The sequence below is a fragment of the Curtobacterium sp. MCBA15_012 genome, assembly GCF_001864935.2.
Taxonomy (GTDB): Bacteria; Actinomycetota; Actinomycetes; order Actinomycetales; family Microbacteriaceae; genus Curtobacterium.
This window is the reverse complement of sequence record NZ_CP126267.1, coordinates 638,159-653,867: the sequence shown is the minus strand read 5'-3', so window position 1 is coordinate 653,867 and position 15,709 is coordinate 638,159. Positions and strand designations below refer to the sequence as shown.

At 73.5% G+C, this 15,709-nt stretch carries 13 protein-coding genes; 2 read left to right on the top strand and 11 right to left on the bottom strand.

Annotation, left to right across the window (positions count from 1 at the left end):
- Positions 1–77: 77 nt before the first annotated feature.
- The 8 genes from QOL15_RS03050 to QOL15_RS03015 form a co-directional block, all read right to left on the bottom strand.
- The gene (locus QOL15_RS03050; RefSeq protein WP_217641011.1) at positions 78–1,337 is read right to left on the bottom strand and encodes an ABC transporter permease; all 1,260 of its coding nucleotides are present in this window, start codon (positions 1,335–1,337) and stop codon (positions 78–80) included.
- Positions 1,334–2,134, bottom strand: coding sequence for an ABC transporter ATP-binding protein (locus QOL15_RS03045; protein ID WP_083394091.1), 801 nt, complete (start codon positions 2,132–2,134; stop codon positions 1,334–1,336). Before QOL15_RS03045 ends, QOL15_RS03050 begins: the two co-directional genes overlap by 4 nt.
- Positions 2,134–3,183: an efflux RND transporter periplasmic adaptor subunit gene (locus QOL15_RS03040; RefSeq protein ID WP_071248933.1), complete on the bottom strand. Its 1,050-nt coding sequence runs from the start codon at positions 3,181–3,183 to the stop codon at positions 2,134–2,136. The genes QOL15_RS03045 and QOL15_RS03040 overlap by 1 nt, the downstream gene beginning before the upstream one ends.
- Positions 3,180–3,683 (bottom strand): hypothetical protein, encoded by a 504-nt coding sequence (locus QOL15_RS03035; RefSeq protein ID WP_071248935.1) that lies wholly within the window; start codon positions 3,681–3,683, stop codon positions 3,180–3,182. The genes QOL15_RS03040 and QOL15_RS03035 overlap by 4 nt, the downstream gene beginning before the upstream one ends.
- 64 nt (positions 3,684–3,747) lie before the next feature.
- A complete protein-coding gene (locus tag QOL15_RS03030; protein ID WP_071248937.1) occupies positions 3,748–4,254 on the bottom strand; it encodes a hypothetical protein in 507 nt (168 codons plus the stop codon).
- A gap of 48 nt (positions 4,255–4,302) precedes the next feature.
- The gene (locus QOL15_RS03025; RefSeq protein WP_071248938.1) at positions 4,303–5,550 is read right to left on the bottom strand and encodes a HAMP domain-containing sensor histidine kinase; all 1,248 of its coding nucleotides are present in this window, start codon (positions 5,548–5,550) and stop codon (positions 4,303–4,305) included.
- Positions 5,550–6,203 carry a response regulator transcription factor gene (locus QOL15_RS03020; RefSeq protein ID WP_071248940.1) on the bottom strand — a complete coding sequence of 218 codons (654 nt, stop codon included), beginning with the start codon at positions 6,201–6,203 and terminating at the stop codon, positions 5,550–5,552. The genes QOL15_RS03025 and QOL15_RS03020 overlap by 1 nt, the downstream gene beginning before the upstream one ends.
- A gap of 195 nt (positions 6,204–6,398) precedes the next feature.
- The gene (locus tag QOL15_RS03015; RefSeq protein WP_083394092.1) at positions 6,399–8,567 is read right to left on the bottom strand and encodes an ATP-dependent Clp protease ATP-binding subunit; all 2,169 of its coding nucleotides are present in this window, start codon (positions 8,565–8,567) and stop codon (positions 6,399–6,401) included.
- 169 nt (positions 8,568–8,736) lie between these two features.
- Between QOL15_RS03015 and QOL15_RS03010 the strand changes: the two genes are divergently transcribed.
- A complete protein-coding gene (locus QOL15_RS03010) occupies positions 8,737–10,047 on the top strand; it encodes a heparan-alpha-glucosaminide N-acetyltransferase domain-containing protein (RefSeq protein WP_305405296.1) in 1,311 nt (436 codons plus the stop codon).
- On the opposite strand, the gene QOL15_RS03005 is transcribed toward QOL15_RS03010, so the two are convergent.
- The 3 genes from QOL15_RS03005 to QOL15_RS02995 form a co-directional block, all read right to left on the bottom strand.
- Entirely contained in the window at positions 9,992–11,413 is a 1,422-nt protein-coding gene (locus QOL15_RS03005) for an MFS transporter (RefSeq protein ID WP_071248944.1), read from the bottom strand. The two genes, QOL15_RS03010 and QOL15_RS03005, sit on opposite strands and share 56 nt — an antisense overlap.
- Before the next feature lie 242 nt (positions 11,414–11,655).
- Entirely contained in the window at positions 11,656–11,925 is a 270-nt protein-coding gene (tatA, locus tag QOL15_RS03000; protein ID WP_071248946.1) for a twin-arginine translocase TatA/TatE family subunit, read from the bottom strand.
- A gap of 163 nt (positions 11,926–12,088) precedes the next feature.
- Positions 12,089–14,914 carry a glycoside hydrolase family 2 protein gene (locus QOL15_RS02995; protein ID WP_071248948.1) on the bottom strand — a complete coding sequence of 942 codons (2,826 nt, stop codon included), beginning with the start codon at positions 14,912–14,914 and terminating at the stop codon, positions 12,089–12,091.
- 346 nt (positions 14,915–15,260) lie between these two features.
- Here QOL15_RS02995 and QOL15_RS02990 point away from each other — a divergent pair, with 346 nt between their 5' ends.
- A complete protein-coding gene (locus QOL15_RS02990; RefSeq protein WP_071248950.1) occupies positions 15,261–15,659 on the top strand; it encodes a pilus assembly protein CpaE in 399 nt (132 codons plus the stop codon).
- Positions 15,660–15,709: the final 50 nt, after the last annotated feature.

The window sequence follows — 15,709 nt, the reverse complement described above, 5'->3', positions numbered from 1 at the left end:
CCGGTGCCGGTTCCAGGAACCGGCACCGGGCCTCCAGGCGGTCGCGCTGGGCGGACGAGCCCGGCCGTCCGCGCGGATCAGACGGCCGCGAGGGCCGACGTCGGCGGGATGCGCGCGGCGCGCGCGGCCGGGTACAGCCCGGACACCCCGCCGATGACGATCGTCGCGCCGAGGCCGCCGGCGACCGCCCAGAGCGGCACCGCGACCGGCCAGTGCTGGCTGATCGCGAAGGCGGCCGTCACCGCGACGCCGACGACCACCCCCGCCATGCCGCCGAGCGTCGACAGCAGCAGGGACTCCACGAGGAACTGGTCCCGGATGTGCCGTCGCCGCGCGCCGAGCGCCCGCCGGACACCGACCTCGGCGCGTCGTTCGAGGACCGTGATCACCATCGTGTTCGCGACGCCGATGCCGCCGACCAGCAGCGCCACACCGCCGATGCCGACCAGGAGCCCGGTGAACGAGTCGTCGGTCGCGTTCTTCGCGGCCAGGGCGTCCGAGGGCCGGGTGACCCCGACCTCGGTCGGTGCGAGCGGCGAGACCGCACGGGCGAGGCGGTCCCGGACCGCCGCGACCTGCTCGGGGTCGACGCGGGTGTAGACCGCGCTCGGGTGCCCGTCGAAGCCGAGGTCCGCCGCGGTGCCACGCGGCACGAAGACGCTGTTGTCCAGGTCCGGGGCGAGTTCGAGCGGGGCGAGGATCCCGACGACCTGCACCCAGCGGCCGCCCGTCCAGACGCGGGTGTCGGGGTCCACCGCGTCGATGCCCAGCGCCGTCGCGGCCTCGGCACCGAGCACGACCTGGTCGGGGGCGTCGGCGCCCGGGTCGACCCAGCGTCCGTCGGCGAGCTGCCCGCCGAGGACGTCGGGCACGTCGCCCCACGTCGCCATCACCTGGATGCCGCGCGACTCCCCCTCCGGCACCAGTGCGTTGCGGTACACGTGCGCCCCCTTGACCGTCCCGACGCCCGCGGCGCGCTCGACGGCGCGCTGCCGTGCGACCGAGTCCACCGCGGTGGGCGGCAGCGGCGTCGACTCGCCGAAGGACTGCGCCTCGGTCACGGTCAGGACGTTGGTCCCGAGTGCGTCGAGCACCCGGTCCAGCTCGGCCTTGCTCGAGCTCGAGATCCCGACGACCGCGATCATCGCCGCGATGCCGATGGCGATGCCGAGCGCGGACAGGACCACACGGGTCGGACGGGTGCGGAGGCCGAACACGCCGAGGCGGAGCAGGTCGCCGAGCCCGACGCGGGAGCGGACGGCCCCGGCGCGGGACCCGACGGCCCCGGCGACGGACCCGACGGCCCCGGCGCTGGACCGGACGGCCCCGGCGCTCACCGCGCACCTCCCGCGATCGCGTCGGCCAGGCTCCTGGCGTCCCCGCCCGTGCTGTCCTGCTGCACCTGGCCGTCGCGCATCCGCACCTGCCGGGGCAGGTCGGCGGCGAGGTCCAGGTCGTGGGTGATCACGAGCACGGTGGTGCCCTCCTCGTTGAGCTCGTGGAGCAGGTCGAGGATCGCGCCGCCGGTCGCCGTGTCGAGCGCGCCGGTCGGCTCGTCGGCGAGCAGGATCGTCGGTTCGCCGACGATCGCCCGGGCGATCGCGACGCGCTGCTTCTCGCCGCCCGACAGCTGGCCGGGACGGTGCCCCGCGCGGCGACCGAGGCCGACCCGTTCGAGCGCCCGGACCGCACGCTCGTGCCGCTCGGACCGGGACACCCCGGCGTACAGCAGGCCGTCGGCGACGTTCTCTGCCGCGGTGGCACCGGGCTGCAGGTGGAAGTGCTGGAAGACGAACCCGATGTGGTCGGCCCGGAGCACGGACAGTGCGTCGTCGGACATCCGGTCGACCGCGTTGCCGGCGATCGTCACCGTCCCGGAGGTCGGACGGTCGAGCGTCCCGATGATGTTGAGCATCGTCGACTTGCCCGAGCCGGACGGGCCGACGACCGCGACGAGCTCCCCGTGGTCCACCTCGAGCGACACCCCGCGCAGGGCCTGGACCTCGCCGTAGGACTTGACGACGTCCTGCAGCGACAGGACGGGCGACGGGGCGTGGTCGGCCGCGGACGTGCGCGCCGACGTGCCTGTCGGGTGCCGGTCGGGCCCGGGGGCCGGACGACGGGTGGACGCCATCACGGCACCACCACCCGGTCACCCTCGGCGACGTCGCCCGTCACCGCTGCCCGGCCGGAGGCCACGAACCCGACCCGGACCGGGACGCGCTTCGTGGTGCCGTCGCGCCGCACCACGTCGACGGCGAACGCATCGGCGGTGCTGCCGGCGAGCAGTGCGGACACCGGGACGCTGAGCACGTCCCGCTCGGCCTGCCCCTCGGCCTCGATGCGGGCCGAGGCGGCCGCGGGCAGCTGCCGGTCGCCCGGGTCGAAGCTGATCGTCACCGCGACGCTCGTCGTCCCGTCGTCGCCCTTGGTCGGCTCGTTGTCGACGACCTGCCCCTCGAGCGGATCGCCCGTGCCGTTCACGAGCAGCCGGACCGTCGTGCCGACGACCATCCGCTCGGCGTCACGCTGCGGGACCGTGGCGGTCACGACGCGATTCGTGCTCGTGACCTGCAGCAGGTCACCCGCCGGCGGCTGACCGAGGACCCCGGTGACGGATTCGACGCGGACGTCGCCATCGACGAAGACGACGTCGTTCGTCGTGATCGTCCCCGTCACCTCGAGCCCCCGGTCCTTCTGCCACCGCTGCACCGCCCGCTCCGTCCGGGGGCCGAACGTCCGGTCGACGGCGACGTCGTAGCCGAGCGCCGCGAGGTTCTCGTTGAGCTGCTGCACGTCGTCGCCCTTGCGCCCGCGCTCGAGCGTGCGCCACATCGGCGTCGCGCCGACCATCGCGCGGACGGGACGTTCGTCGACCGCGTAGAGCGGCTCGTCGCGGTGGACGACCTGGCCCGGCTTCGGCAGCCAGGTCAGCGTGCCGGATGCCGCACCGGGCACGCCGGTCGGCTTGCCGTACCCGAGCGAGCCCGAGAAGGTCTTCGTGTCGACGAGGTCGCCCTTCGTCACCGGCGCGGTCTCGTGGTGCCGCTGGGCCGTGGACTCCGCCGACGCGGGCGTCGACGACGGCAGGCTCGTGAGTGCCCACCCACCGACCCCGGCGCCGAGGACCGCGACGACGGCCGCCGCGACGACGAGCTTCCGGCTGCTGCGCTGCGCGGTCACTCGCCCTGCTCCTTCTGGTCCTCCGCGGCGATCTCGCTGGAGCACTTGTCCACGGCTGCGTCGGCGGCGGGGTTGCGCTCGAGGATCGGGGCGCGCGCATCGACGTCGTCCGGGAAGTCCGCGATGCCCTCTCGACGCACGCACGCCGCGACCTCGGCGTCCCACGCGTCGAGCTCGGCGTCGGACCGGGGCTTCGCCGAACCCGCCGCACCGTCGCCGCTGTCGCGCAGGCACTGCTGCAGGTCCTGCTGGAACTGCGCGGCGTCGGCGCCCTGCGGGATCCGCAGTTCGAGGTGCTCCTTCGCGTCCTGGTCCGGGTAGTCGTAGCCCTTCTCCCGCAGGCAGCTCTCGTACCCGCCCGTGCCGCCGGTGTTCGTGCCGCCGGCGGCGTTCGTGCTGCCGCCCGACGGCTGCCCGGCGGTGGAGCACCCGGCCAGGGTGCCCGCGAGCACCAGGAGCCCGGCGGCGGTCGTGGTGCTGGTGGTGGTGCGCTTCGTCATGTCGCTCTCTCTGTTCGTGCGCGTGCGTGCTGTTCGTGCGCGTGCGTGCGGGCTCGGAGCCGGGTCAGCCGACCTGCTGCTGCTTCGTGTCGGACGAGAACTCGGCCAGGCACGCGGACACGGTCTGCTGGAAGCCGTCCTCCGACGACCGGGGGTACGACTGGAAGTCCAGAGCCCCCGGTCGCTGCTCGGGCAGGTCCGGGTAGCCGTGCTCACGGATGCAGTCCGCGACCTCGGCGTACTCCCGTTCCCACCGCTGCTTGTCCGCGGTGCTCGCCCCCGTCACGCCGAGCGACTCGGCGCACTGCTTCGATGCGCGCGCGAACGCCTCCTGGTCGACGCCGTCCGGTGTCGTGACGGCCCCGGACCGGACGGCGTCGTCCTGGGGGTCGGTCACGTCGAACCCGGCGTCCCGCATGCAGGAGCCCCAGCGTTCGCCGAGACCGGCGGCAGAGGAGGAGGACGTGGACGAGGAGGAGGCCGACGGCGTCGCGGTGCAGGCGGCCAGCGGCAGGGCCAGCCCGGCGGTGAGGACGAGGGCGACCGTTCGGAGTGCGGTGGTGTGCTTCATGTCACCCAGTCCAGCGGAGCGGGCGTTTCGTGCCGGGTGTCCGTCAGGTCACGTCGACGAAACACCGACGCGGATGCGCAGACCACCCTCGGCCAGCGCGTCGATCGCCAGGGCCCAGCCGTGCGCCCGGGCGATCGCGGCGACGATCGACAACCCGAGGCCGCTGTGCCGCCGCACGGCGCGGTCGCCCGAGTCGGGGCAGCGCCGGAAGGGCTCGGTCAGCTCGGCCACGACCTCGCTCGGCACGACCGGTCCGGTGTTCTCGACCGTGAGTCCCGCGGCGTCCAGGGCGATCCGGACGGTCCCGCCGGCGCGGTTGTACTCGACGGCGTTGTCGACGAGGTTGAGGACGAGCTGCCGCGTGAGCACGGGTTCCGCGGGCACGACGAGCGACGCCGGGGCGTCCACGGACACGAGCACCCGGACGTCGAGCCCGTCCGCCGCCGCGGAGCAGCCCGTGACGACGTCGTCGACGACGGCACCGAGGTCCACCCGCTCGACCCGGCCGTCCAGACCGCGGTCGGCCTCGGCCAGCACGAGCAGGCTCTCCACCAGGTGTTCCGTGCGACGGTTCTGCTCGAGCAGCTCGTCCCGGACGGCGTCGAGCCGCGGGTCCCCCTCGGGCATCCCGATCTGGAGCGCCGCGCGCTGCACGGCCAGCGGCGTGCGGAGTTCGTGCGACGCCTGGGCCACGAAGTGCCGCTGGCTGTCGAAGGCCGCCTCGAGCCGGTCGAGCAGCTGGTCGATCGTCCGCGACAGCCGACGGAGTTCATCGTCGGGACCGTCCAGGCCGATCCGCTCGTGCAACGTCGACGCCGAGATGCGGTTCGTGCGGTCGGTGATGCGGTCGACGGGCCGGAGCATCCGACGGCTGACCCACCACCCGAGGACACCGGCGATGCAGCCCGACCCGGCGACGCCGATCGCGGACCACTGCCACTGCGCCTGGGCGACGAGCTGGATGGTCGCGCCGCCGACGGCCACCGACGCGTCGTCGCCCTCGGCACCGGCCGTTGGCCCGTGGACGTCGACCGCGCCCTGCTCGGGCGCCTGGTCCCGGTCCGGCGACGGAGCGTGGCCCTGCCCGTCGTCCCCTCGCCCGTCCGGCTGCCCGTCGTCCCGCTGCCCGTCGTCCCGCTGTCCGTCGGGCGCCTGCCGGACCGACGCGAACGCCGGCTGGTCCGCGACCGACCACAGCGCCGAGACGTTCACGAACGCGAGTACCCCGGCCGTCAGCGCCATCGACGTGAGCGCGAACACGACCGCGGTGCGGGTCCGGATGCTCCACGAACGCATCAGAGCGTGTAACCCTGCCCGGGGAGCGTCCGGATCGGGTCCGGCTCCCCGAGCTTCCGCCGGAGCTTCGACATCGTCACGCGGACCGCGGTGGTGAACGGGTCGACGTTCATGTCCCAGACCTTCTCGAGGAGTTCCTCGGCCGAGACGATCCGACCCTCGGCGCGCAGCAGGGTCTCGAGCACGCCGAACTCCTTGGCGGTGAGGTCGAGGTGCCGACCGTCACGCGTCGCGACCCGGCGGTTCGAGTCGAGCAGCAGGCCACCACGCTCGAGCACCGGCGCGACCGGGGCGACCGCCCGACGGCCCAGTGCCCGGACCCTGGCCACGAGCTCCGGGTACTCGAACGGCTTCGCCAGGTAGTCGTCCGCACCGAGTTCGAGTCCGGCGACGCGGTCGGTCAGCGAGGTCGCCGCCGTGAGCATCAGGATCCGGGTCAGCGAGCCACGCGCGGCGAGCCGCCGAGCGACCTCGTCCCCGTGCACCCCGGGCAGGTCGCGGTCGAGCACGACCACGTCGTAGTCGTTCACGGCGAGCAGTTCGTCGGCGTGGTCGCCGCGGTAGGCGACGTCCACCGCCATGTGCTGCTGGGTCAGACCCCTCGCGACGAGGTCGGCGAGGGCGATCTCATCGTCTGCAACCAGGACACGCATCGAAACATCACATCAGATGTACCTATGAGTCAGCTTGGATGCTCCCGACCGTCCGCCGATGCAGTCGACGCGACGCGACGCGAGCAGGCAGGAGCGGCCGCCTCTCGACGGCACGCGGCCGTGGTGACGGACGGGAGGCGCGGTGCCAGCCGGCACCGCGCCTCCCGTCCGTCCGTGCCCCGTGCGGGCCGCGGCTCACTCCTCGACGATCTCCGCCAGTTCGAACGGCTCGACGGTGAGGCCGTCGCCGCCGTCGGCGACGTCGACGCGCACCGTGTCGCCGTCGCGGACGTCCCCGGCCAGGATCGCGCGCGCCAGCTGGTCGTCGATCTGCCGCTGCATGAGCCGGCGCAGCGGTCGCGCGCCGTACACCGGGTCGTGCCCCCGCTCGGCGAGCCAGGTCCGGGCAGCGGGCGTGACCGCGAGCTCGAGTCGGCGGTCGGACAGCCGCCGCGCGAGCCGGTCGACGTACAGCGAGACGATCTGCCCGAGGTCGTCAGCCGTGAGCGACTGGAACACGACGATGTCGTCGAGACGGTTCACGAACTCGGGTCGGAACGCCTGCTGGACCAGCTCGCGGACCCCCTCCTCGCGCTGCTCGGCGGTGAGCGCCGGGTCGGTCATGAACTGCGACCCGAGGTTCGAGGTCAGCACGAGGATCGTGTTGCGGAAGTCGACCGTGCGGCCCTGCCCGTCCGTCAGGCGGCCGTCGTCGAGCACCTGGAGCAGGACGTCGAACACCTCGGGGTGCGCCTTCTCGACCTCGTCGAGCAGCACGACCGAGTACGGGCGCCGCCGGACGGTCTCGGTGAGCTGGCCGCCGGCCTCGTACCCGACGTAGCCGGGTGGGGCGCCGATGAGCCGCGCGACCGAGTGCTTCTCGCCGTACTCGCTCATGTCGATGCGGACGAGGGCCTTCTCGTCGTCGAACAGGAACTCGGCGAGCGCCTTGGCCAGCTCGGTCTTGCCGACACCGGTGGGGCCGAGGAACAGGAACGAGCCCGTCGGACGGTCCGGGTCGGAGATGCCCGCGCGGGTGCGCCGGACGGCCTCGGACACGGTGCTGACCGCCGCGCGCTGCCCGATGATCCGTCGGCCGAGCTCGGTCTCCAGGTGCAGGAGCTTCTCGGTCTCGCCCTGCAGCAGTCGGCCCATCGGGATGCCCGTCCACTGTGCGATCACGGCGGCGATGTCCTCGTCCGTGACGCTGTCGTTCACCATCCGGTCGGCGCTCTCGGCCTGCTCGGCGGCGGCGAGCTCGGCCTCGATGCGCGGCTTCTCGCCGTACTCCAGCCGCGAGACGGTCTCGTAGTCGGCCTCGCGCTGTGCCCGCTGGCTGCGCATGTTCAGCTCGTCGAGCTCCTGCTTCAGCTCACCGATCCGGTTCAGGCTCGCGCGCTCGGCCTGCCAGCGCCGCTCGAGCTCGTCGAGGCGCTCCTGCCGTCCGGCCAGCTCGTTCCGCAGCGTCTCGAGCCGGGCCTTCGACGCGTCGTCCTTCTCCTGCTTGAGCGCGAACTCCTCGACGCGCAGCCGGTCGACGGAGCGCTTCAGCTCGTCGATCTCGACCGGGCTGGAGTCGATCTCCATGCGCAGACGACTGCCCGCCTCGTCGATCAGGTCGATCGCCTTGTCCGGGAGCTGCCGACCGGAGATGTAGCGGTTCGACAGGCTCGCGGCGGCGACCAGTGCGCTGTCGTTGATGGTCACCTTGTGGTGCGCCTCGTAGCGCTCCTTGAGTCCGCGGAGGATCGCGACCGTGTCCTCGACGCTCGGCTCCCCGACGAACACCTGCTGGAAGCGTCGCTCGAGCGCGGCGTCCTTCTCGATGTACTCGCGGTACTCGTCGAGGGTCGTCGCACCGATGAGCCGCAGCTCGCCGCGGGCCAGCATCGGCTTGAGCATGTTCGAGGCCGCGACCGACCCCTCGCCACCGCCGGCGCCCATGAGCGTGTGCAGCTCGTCGATGAAGGTGATGACCTGCCCGTCGGAGTCGTCGATCTCCTTGAGCACGGCCTTGAGCCGCTCCTCGAACTCACCGCGGTACTTCGCACCCGCGATGAGCGCGGACATGTCGAGCGACACGAGCCGCTTGTCCTTGAGGGAGTCGGCGACGTCACCGGCCACGATCCGCTGCGCGAGCCCCTCGACGACGGCGGTCTTGCCGACGCCGGGCTCGCCGATGAGCACGGGGTTGTTCTTCGTCCGCCGGGTCAGCACCTGCGACACGCGCCGGATCTCGGCGTCGCGGCCGATCACCGGGTCGAGCTTGCCGCTGCGTGCGATCGCGGTGAGGTCGACGCCGTACTGCTCGAGTGCGGTCTTCTGGCGCTCCTGGGAGTCAGGGGCGCCCTGGAGGTTCGCCATGCGTGTCGTCCTTTCGTCACGTTGTGGTGTGGCCCGGTCGCTCGTCGCGGCCGGACCGGAAGCCATCGGACCCATCCTGAGTCCACCTGACTCAACTTTACCGCCGGGGACGACATTCCCGCCACCGGGCGCAACTCCGACGAAACACCCCGCACGCTGTGGTGGTGGCATGACCACGACAGCCACGCGACGGGACCACGCCGTCGCTCCCCCACCACACGATCGACCGCGGCGGCTGGACGGCCTCGACCTCGCCCGCGGGCTCGCCGTCCTCGGGATGATCACCGCGCACTTCGGACCCTTCACCCCCGAGTTCGCCTGGACGGACCCGGGCACGTGGTCCCGGGTCGTGGACGGACGCTCGGCGGTGCTCTTCGCCCTCTGCGCCGGGGTCTCCCTGACCCTGATGACCCGTCCGCGCCCCGACGAGGGGCCGACGGCACTGGTCGACCACCGCCGACGGGTGCTCCTGCGGGCCGTCGCGCTCTTCGTCGTCGGGGCCCTCCTGACGGCACTGGGCACCCCGGTGCTCGTGATCCTCCCGACGTACAGCGTGTGCTTCGTGGCGACGCTGCCGTTCCTCCGCGCTCGGACGCGGACGGTCGCACTCGTCGCCGCGGGCGCGCTCCTGGTCGGTCCGGTCGTGTGGATCGCCGGACTGCCGAGCATGCTCTTCGCGCCGAGCGACCCGCTCGTCAAGGGCGTGCTCTTCGGCGGCTACCCGGGCATCACCTGGTGGGGCATCGTCCTGGTCGGCCTCCTCGTCGGCCGGCTCCCGCTGCACGCCACCCGGACGCAGGCGGCCCTGGTCGGCACCGGTGGCGTGGCCGCCGCGGTCGGGTACGGCGGAGGTGCGCTCGTCCGCCGGGCGCTGGGGCTCCCGCCGACGAGCGGCCCGGTCGGCAGCAGCAGCGCGGTCGGCAGCAGCGCGGCCGGCAGCAGCGCGGCCGGCAGCAGCGCGGCCGGCAGCAGCGCGGCCGGCAGCAGCGCGGCCGGCAGCAGCGCGTCGGGCGGGAGTGGCGGGTCGTCCGCCGCGACACCGTCGGACGCTCCCGTGCTGCAGCCGCAGGGTGGCGGCACCCTCGAGCACCCCGAGATCGACTGGAGCGTGCTCACCGCGATCGACCCGCACGCCGGCTCGACCCCGGAGGTGCTCGGCGCCCTCGGCGTCGCGGTCGCCGTGCTCGGACTGTCGCTCCTCGTCGCCGGTCGGGCCGGACGGCTCCTCGCGCCCGTCCGCGCCGTGGGGACCCTGGCGCTGACGGTCTACGCCGCGCACATCGTGGCGTTCGCCGTGCTCGAACGCACCGCCGACGCGTGGCTCGCCGAGGGCTGGATCCCGGCCGTGTCGATCATGGTGGGCGCGATCGTGCTCGCGACGGCCTGGCGGGTCCGACTCGGCACCGGGCCGCTCGAGCGCCTGGTCAGGTGGGCGAGCCGGAGCCTCGACGGTCCGGGTCGACGATCCCGAACCAGCTGACCACCGCACCGGCGACGAGGAGCACCGCCATCACGACCGCCGCCCGGTGCAGGCCGGCGGTGCTCATCGCGCCGCCGAGCACCATCCCGGCGAGCGCGACCGTCACGAGGCCGGCGATCCGGGCCACCGCGTTGTTCACCGCGGAACCGGCGCCGGCCTCGTCCTGCGGCACCGACCCGAGCACGGCACTCGTGAGCGGCGACACCATGAGCGCGATCCCGACGCCCACGAGCACGAGGGCGGGGAACACCGACCACCAGTACGCCGTCGGGTCCGGCCCGGCCCCGAGCACGAGCAGCGCTCCGACCGCCGCCACGAGCGGACCGGCCGTCATGAACCGGCGCGGGCCGTGCCGCCCGGCCGCCGCACCGACCGTCGTCGACAGCGCCAGCAGCACGACGGTCGGCGGCAGGGTCGCGATCCCGGCGAGCCAGGCGGGGAAGTGCCAGACCTCCTGCAGGAACAGCGTGACGACGAAACCCACCATGCCGAGGGCGCCGTAGACGGACAGCGTGGCGAGGTTCCCCACCGTGAAGTTCCGCGCGCGGAACAGCACGAGGGGCACGAGCGCCGTACCACCGGCTGCGGTGACCCGGCGCTCCCACGGGACGAACGCGACGAGGGCCGCGCCGCCGAGCACGAGCGCCAGGACCACCACCGGCGACGCCCACCCGAGCCGCTCCTGCTCGATGAGCCCGAGCACGAGCCCGCCCACACCGACAACGGTGAGCACCGCCCCGACGACGTCGATCCGCGGGCGCGCACCCGACACCACGTCGCCCGTGATGCGCCGGACCAGCACGAGGGTCACCGCGATGGGCACCGCGGTGAGCACGAAGATCCACCGCCAGCCGATGCCGTCGACGATCACCCCGCCGAGCACCGGCCCGACGATGACCGCCGCGCTCGACCAGGCCGTCCACGTCCCGATCGCCTTCGCCCGGGCGGCGCCGGAGAACGCGGCGACGATGAGTGCGAGCGCACTGGGCGTCACGAGTGCCCCGCCGACGCCCTGCAGCGCGCGTGCCACGACGAGCAGCTCGCCGTTCGGCGCCACGGCGCACCCCACCGAGGCGAGGCCGAAGACCACGAGCCCCCAGGTCACGATCCGCACCCGGCCGTACAGGTCCGACAGCGCGCCCGCGACGAGGATGAGCGACCCGAGCGTCACGAGGTAGGCGTCCACGATCCACTGCTGCACGACGAGGCCACCACCGAGCTCGGAGCGGACCGCCGGCAGGGCGACGTTCACCACGCTCGAGTCGAGCCCGACGACGAACGACGCCAGGACCGCGACGACGAGCACCACGCGCCGGTCGTCACGGAGCGGCGCGTGCTGCGGCGCCTTCGGGTGCGGAGCGGTCATCCGCCCATCCTGCCCCGGCCCGGACGCCTGCCTCCGGGGCATCACGTCCCCCGGACCCACCACGACGGGCGCCACCGCCCGCACGCCCCCGCGTTGCCCGCACCCACGACGGCGGCACCACCCGCACGGACGGCCCCGGAACGACGACGTCCCCCGCGACCGATGGTCGCGGGGGACTGCCGACAGGACGGGGCTGGGTGTCCTGGTCTGGGTGCCCTGGTGTCGAGGACCAGGCCGACCCGCTACTTGCGCAGGTCGGTGTTCGGCTGCACGGACGGGCCCGGGTTGACCACCGGCTGGCCCGTCTGCTGCGCCGAGACGTCGGGGGCGACCGTGGTGTTCACGGTGCCGTCGACGTTCGTGGTCTTCTTGTCGTCGCTCATCTCCTTCTTGAAGATGTTGATCGACTGTCCGAGGCCCTTGGCGAGGGCCGGGAGCTTGGTGGCTCCGAAGAGCAGGATGACGATCCCGAGGATGATCAGCAGGTGCATCCCACCGAGGCCTTGCAACATGGTGACTCCTTGATCTGGATCCGGGGACCGTCTGCGTCGTCGTCGACGTGGGCGGCGGAAGTCCGTCGTCCCATCATCGTAACCCGGTCCCCCGACGATGCCCACACGAGCGGGCCAACCGACACCGGACGCTCAGCCTGCCGCATCCGGTGTCGGCGTGACCTCAGCGGAGGTGTTCGTCCAGCGTCGTGAGCACCGGCGCGTCCACGACGAGCCGCGCCTGCTCGTCCGTGAGCCCCCGGAGCCGGAAGTCCACGCGCTCCCCGGGCAGCAGGGTCATGAACCCGCGGTCCACCGTCCCGGTCGGGGCGAGCCGGTCCGGCTGCACGAGCAGGTCCCGCACGACGGAGGCCGCCTCGACCGTCAGGTCGTGCCCGTCGCCGTCGGGCGCCGGTGTCACGGTCGCCCGGAACCGTGCGGTCTCCCACTGCACGTCCTTGTCCGGCGCGCCGGTCCAGACGGCGCGCCGCCAGTCCATGTCCGCCACGACGAGCTCGCGCGTCGGGTCGTCGAGCACGCCGACCGACTCGGGGAGGGCGACCACCGCGACGCCGGCCGACGACAGCCGGACGGGCAGCGTGGCCTCGGCGAGGATGACGCCGGTGACGCTCATGCGCCGGACCCGGACGACGCTGTCGTGCCCGGTGCGGGTCGAGCGGACGGCGACCTCGATCGGCGAGTGCCCGAACGCCCCGGGCGACACCCCGAGCGAGCGTTCGACCTGGTCGTGAGCCGGCACCTCGAGCGACAGGGTGTCCGACCCGACGCCGGTGTCCCCCGGTCCGGACGCGGCGAGCCCCTCCTCGGGGACGTCCGACGAGAGGGTGTCGCCGGGACCGGCCACCCCGGCGGCGGAGGCGGCGGGACCGTCGTGATCCGCGCCTCCAGGCCGGACCGCCGACGTGCCGTCGACGGACGCGCCGTCGACGGACGCGCCGTCGGCCGACGGACCCTCCACCGTGCGGACGCCCACCGCCGGACCGTCCACCGGACGGATCGTCAGCAGCACGTCGTCGTACAGCCGACGCAGCTCGTGTGCCAGCGGCTTCAGCCGCCCCGCCGAGTCGATCGCCGACCACGAGGACACCGGCCACAGGTCGTTGAGCTGCCAGACCACGACACCGGTGTTGCGCGGCCAGTGCGTGCGCCAGTGCTCGACACCCGTCGCGATCGCCCGGGCCTGCTGCAGCTGCGTCAGGTAGAGCCACCGGTCGAGGTCCGCGGGGTCGACCTCGCCGAAGCGCGGCGCGATCCCCCGCGCGAGCTTCGCCATCCCGTCGGCCGCCTTCTGGTGGTGGACGACACCGGGTGAGTCGACGCGCAGCGGCTCGTCCGTCACGGCCTCGCGCAGCGTGCGCCAGGCCGGCGGCGCCTGCCACCCGAACTCCGACACGAAGCGCGGCACCGAGTCCCGGTAGCGGTCGTCGGACAGGCGGTTCCAGACGTCCCAGGAGTGGTGCGTCTCGTGGTCGACGTCGTTCGCGGGGAGCGACTCCGAGCCCGACCACGGCGACGCCACCGTGTAGAAGCGCGACGGGTCGACCGCGTCGACGATCGTCGGCAGCAGGTCGAGGTAGTAGTCGAGGCCCCACCCACGGTCACCGAGCGCCTCCGCCCAGCCGTCGACGTCGTGCAGCCAGATGTTCTCGTTGTTGCCGTTCCACACCACGAGCGAGGGGTGCCGCGCCAACCGGGCGACGTTGTCCCGCGCCTCGGCGACGACCTCGCTCCGGATCGGTTCGATCTCGGGGTACGCGGAGCAGGCGAACGCGAAGTCCTGCCACACGAGCAGGCCGAGTTCGTCGCAGACCTCGTAGAAGTCGCCGGACTCGTAGACGCCGCCGCCCCACACCCGCACCAGGTTCGTGCCGAGCTCGGCGGCCACACGGAGCCGAGCGGACACCCGGGCACGGTCGACGCGGGAAACGATGACGTCGTCGGGGATCCAGTTCACACCGCGCACGTCGATCGGTGTGCCGTTCACCACGATCGTGAAGGGCTTGCCGACCGCGTCGTCGGCGGTGTCGATGCGCGCCGACCGGAAGCCGGTCCGCGACGTCCGGCGGTCGAGCACCTCGCCGTCCACGGTCTGCAGTTCCACCGTCACGTCGTACAGGTGCTGGTCGCCGTACCCGCGCGGCCACCAGCGCTGGACCTCGGGCACGCGCACGGTGACGACGACCTCGTCGTCCTTCGGCGTCAGCTGCGCCCGGGAGCGCTGCCGGGTGGTGCCGCCGTCCGCGGTCGCTCCGCTCACGGTGACGACGAGCACGAGGTCGTCGTCCTCGCCGTCCTGGTCGAGGTCGTTCATGCCGGAGCGCTCGACCGCGACGTGGGCGTCGAGCACGCCCTCGCCCGCGTCGACGTCGACGAGGGGCTTCACCTCGGCGAGCCGCGCCGTCGACCAGCGCTCGATCGCGACCGGACGCCAGGGACCGCTCGTGACCGCGGTCAGCCCCCAGTCCCAGCCGAAGTTCGACGCCGTCTTGCGCACGTAGGGGAAGGGCTCGTCGTACGGGCCGGGCATCGCACCGGCCTTGGCGGCGACGCGGCCGGCCTCGCGGTACGGCGACTCGAACAGGATCTCGAGCTCCCGCTCCCCCGCGGTCCCCGGCAGGTCGTTGAGGTCGAAGCGGTAGCGCCGGTGCATGTTGCGGGTCGAGCCGACGACCACCCCGTCCAGGCTCAGTTCGGCGACGGTGTCGAGGCCCTCGCACACCAGGTCGACGCGCTCGGCGCCGCGCGGAGCGACGTCGACGGTGCGGCGGTACGTCCAGTCCGCGCGGCCGACCCACTTCGCGGCCTCCTCGTTCCGGTCGAACGTCGGGTCCGGCAGCAGTCCCTCGCGCTCCAGGTCGGTGTGCACCTGCCCCGGGACCGTGGCCCGGATCGAGCGACCGGCGATGTCGGCGGGTGCGCCCTCCGGGAGCTGCTCCCCCGAGATCGCCACGGTCCAGTCGTCGCGGAGTTCCTCGCGCTCGAGGGTCATGCGGGTCCTTTGCTGGGCGGACGGGACGGGCGGACGGGCCGCCGGACAGGTCCTGTCCCGCGGTCCTGACACCGGCCGGCGGTCGTGCCCGTGGCCGGTGGTCCGGACGGGAGGCACGGCACCGGTCGCCCAGGCGTCGTCGCGTCCACGCGCGCGGACGACGGGCGCCGCGCGCGGGGGTGCTCGGGAATGCTAGTACGGGCACCTCGCCGGCACCTCCCCGACGGTCCGGGGACCGCGGTCGCGAGCCGGGCCGCGAGGTGGTGTGCCGGTCTGGCCGGCCGCGCCGGCCTGACCGCACCCCGCCGGCCTGACCGCGCCCCGCCCGCGGTGGCAGGCTGGGCCCGTGATCACCGTCGAACTCGCCCGCGCCCTCCGCGACGCCGGACTCCGCTGGCACCCGGACACCGGCGACCGCTTCGTGATCGACAAGGCCGGGGTCGACGACGACGTGTACACCGTCTCCGAGATGACCGTCGAGCGGCACGACCACCCGACGGGCACCGTGCTCGGCTTCAACGGCACGACCGAGTGGGCGCTCGACTCCGTCACCGCGGACGAGTCGCTCTGGCTGCCGCGCGAGGACCAGCTCCGCACGCTCCTCGGGCCGGCGTTCGTGTCGCTCTCCGCGGGGTGCACGGTCACGGCGACGATCGACGGGGAACGCCGGGCGTTCGCCGACCCGGACGCCGCCGAGGCGTACGGGGCCGCCCTGCTCGCCTACATCGAGGCGTCGCTCGCCTGACGGACGTCGCAGACCGCCCACCGGGGACGCCGACCGTGGTCGCCCGGTCG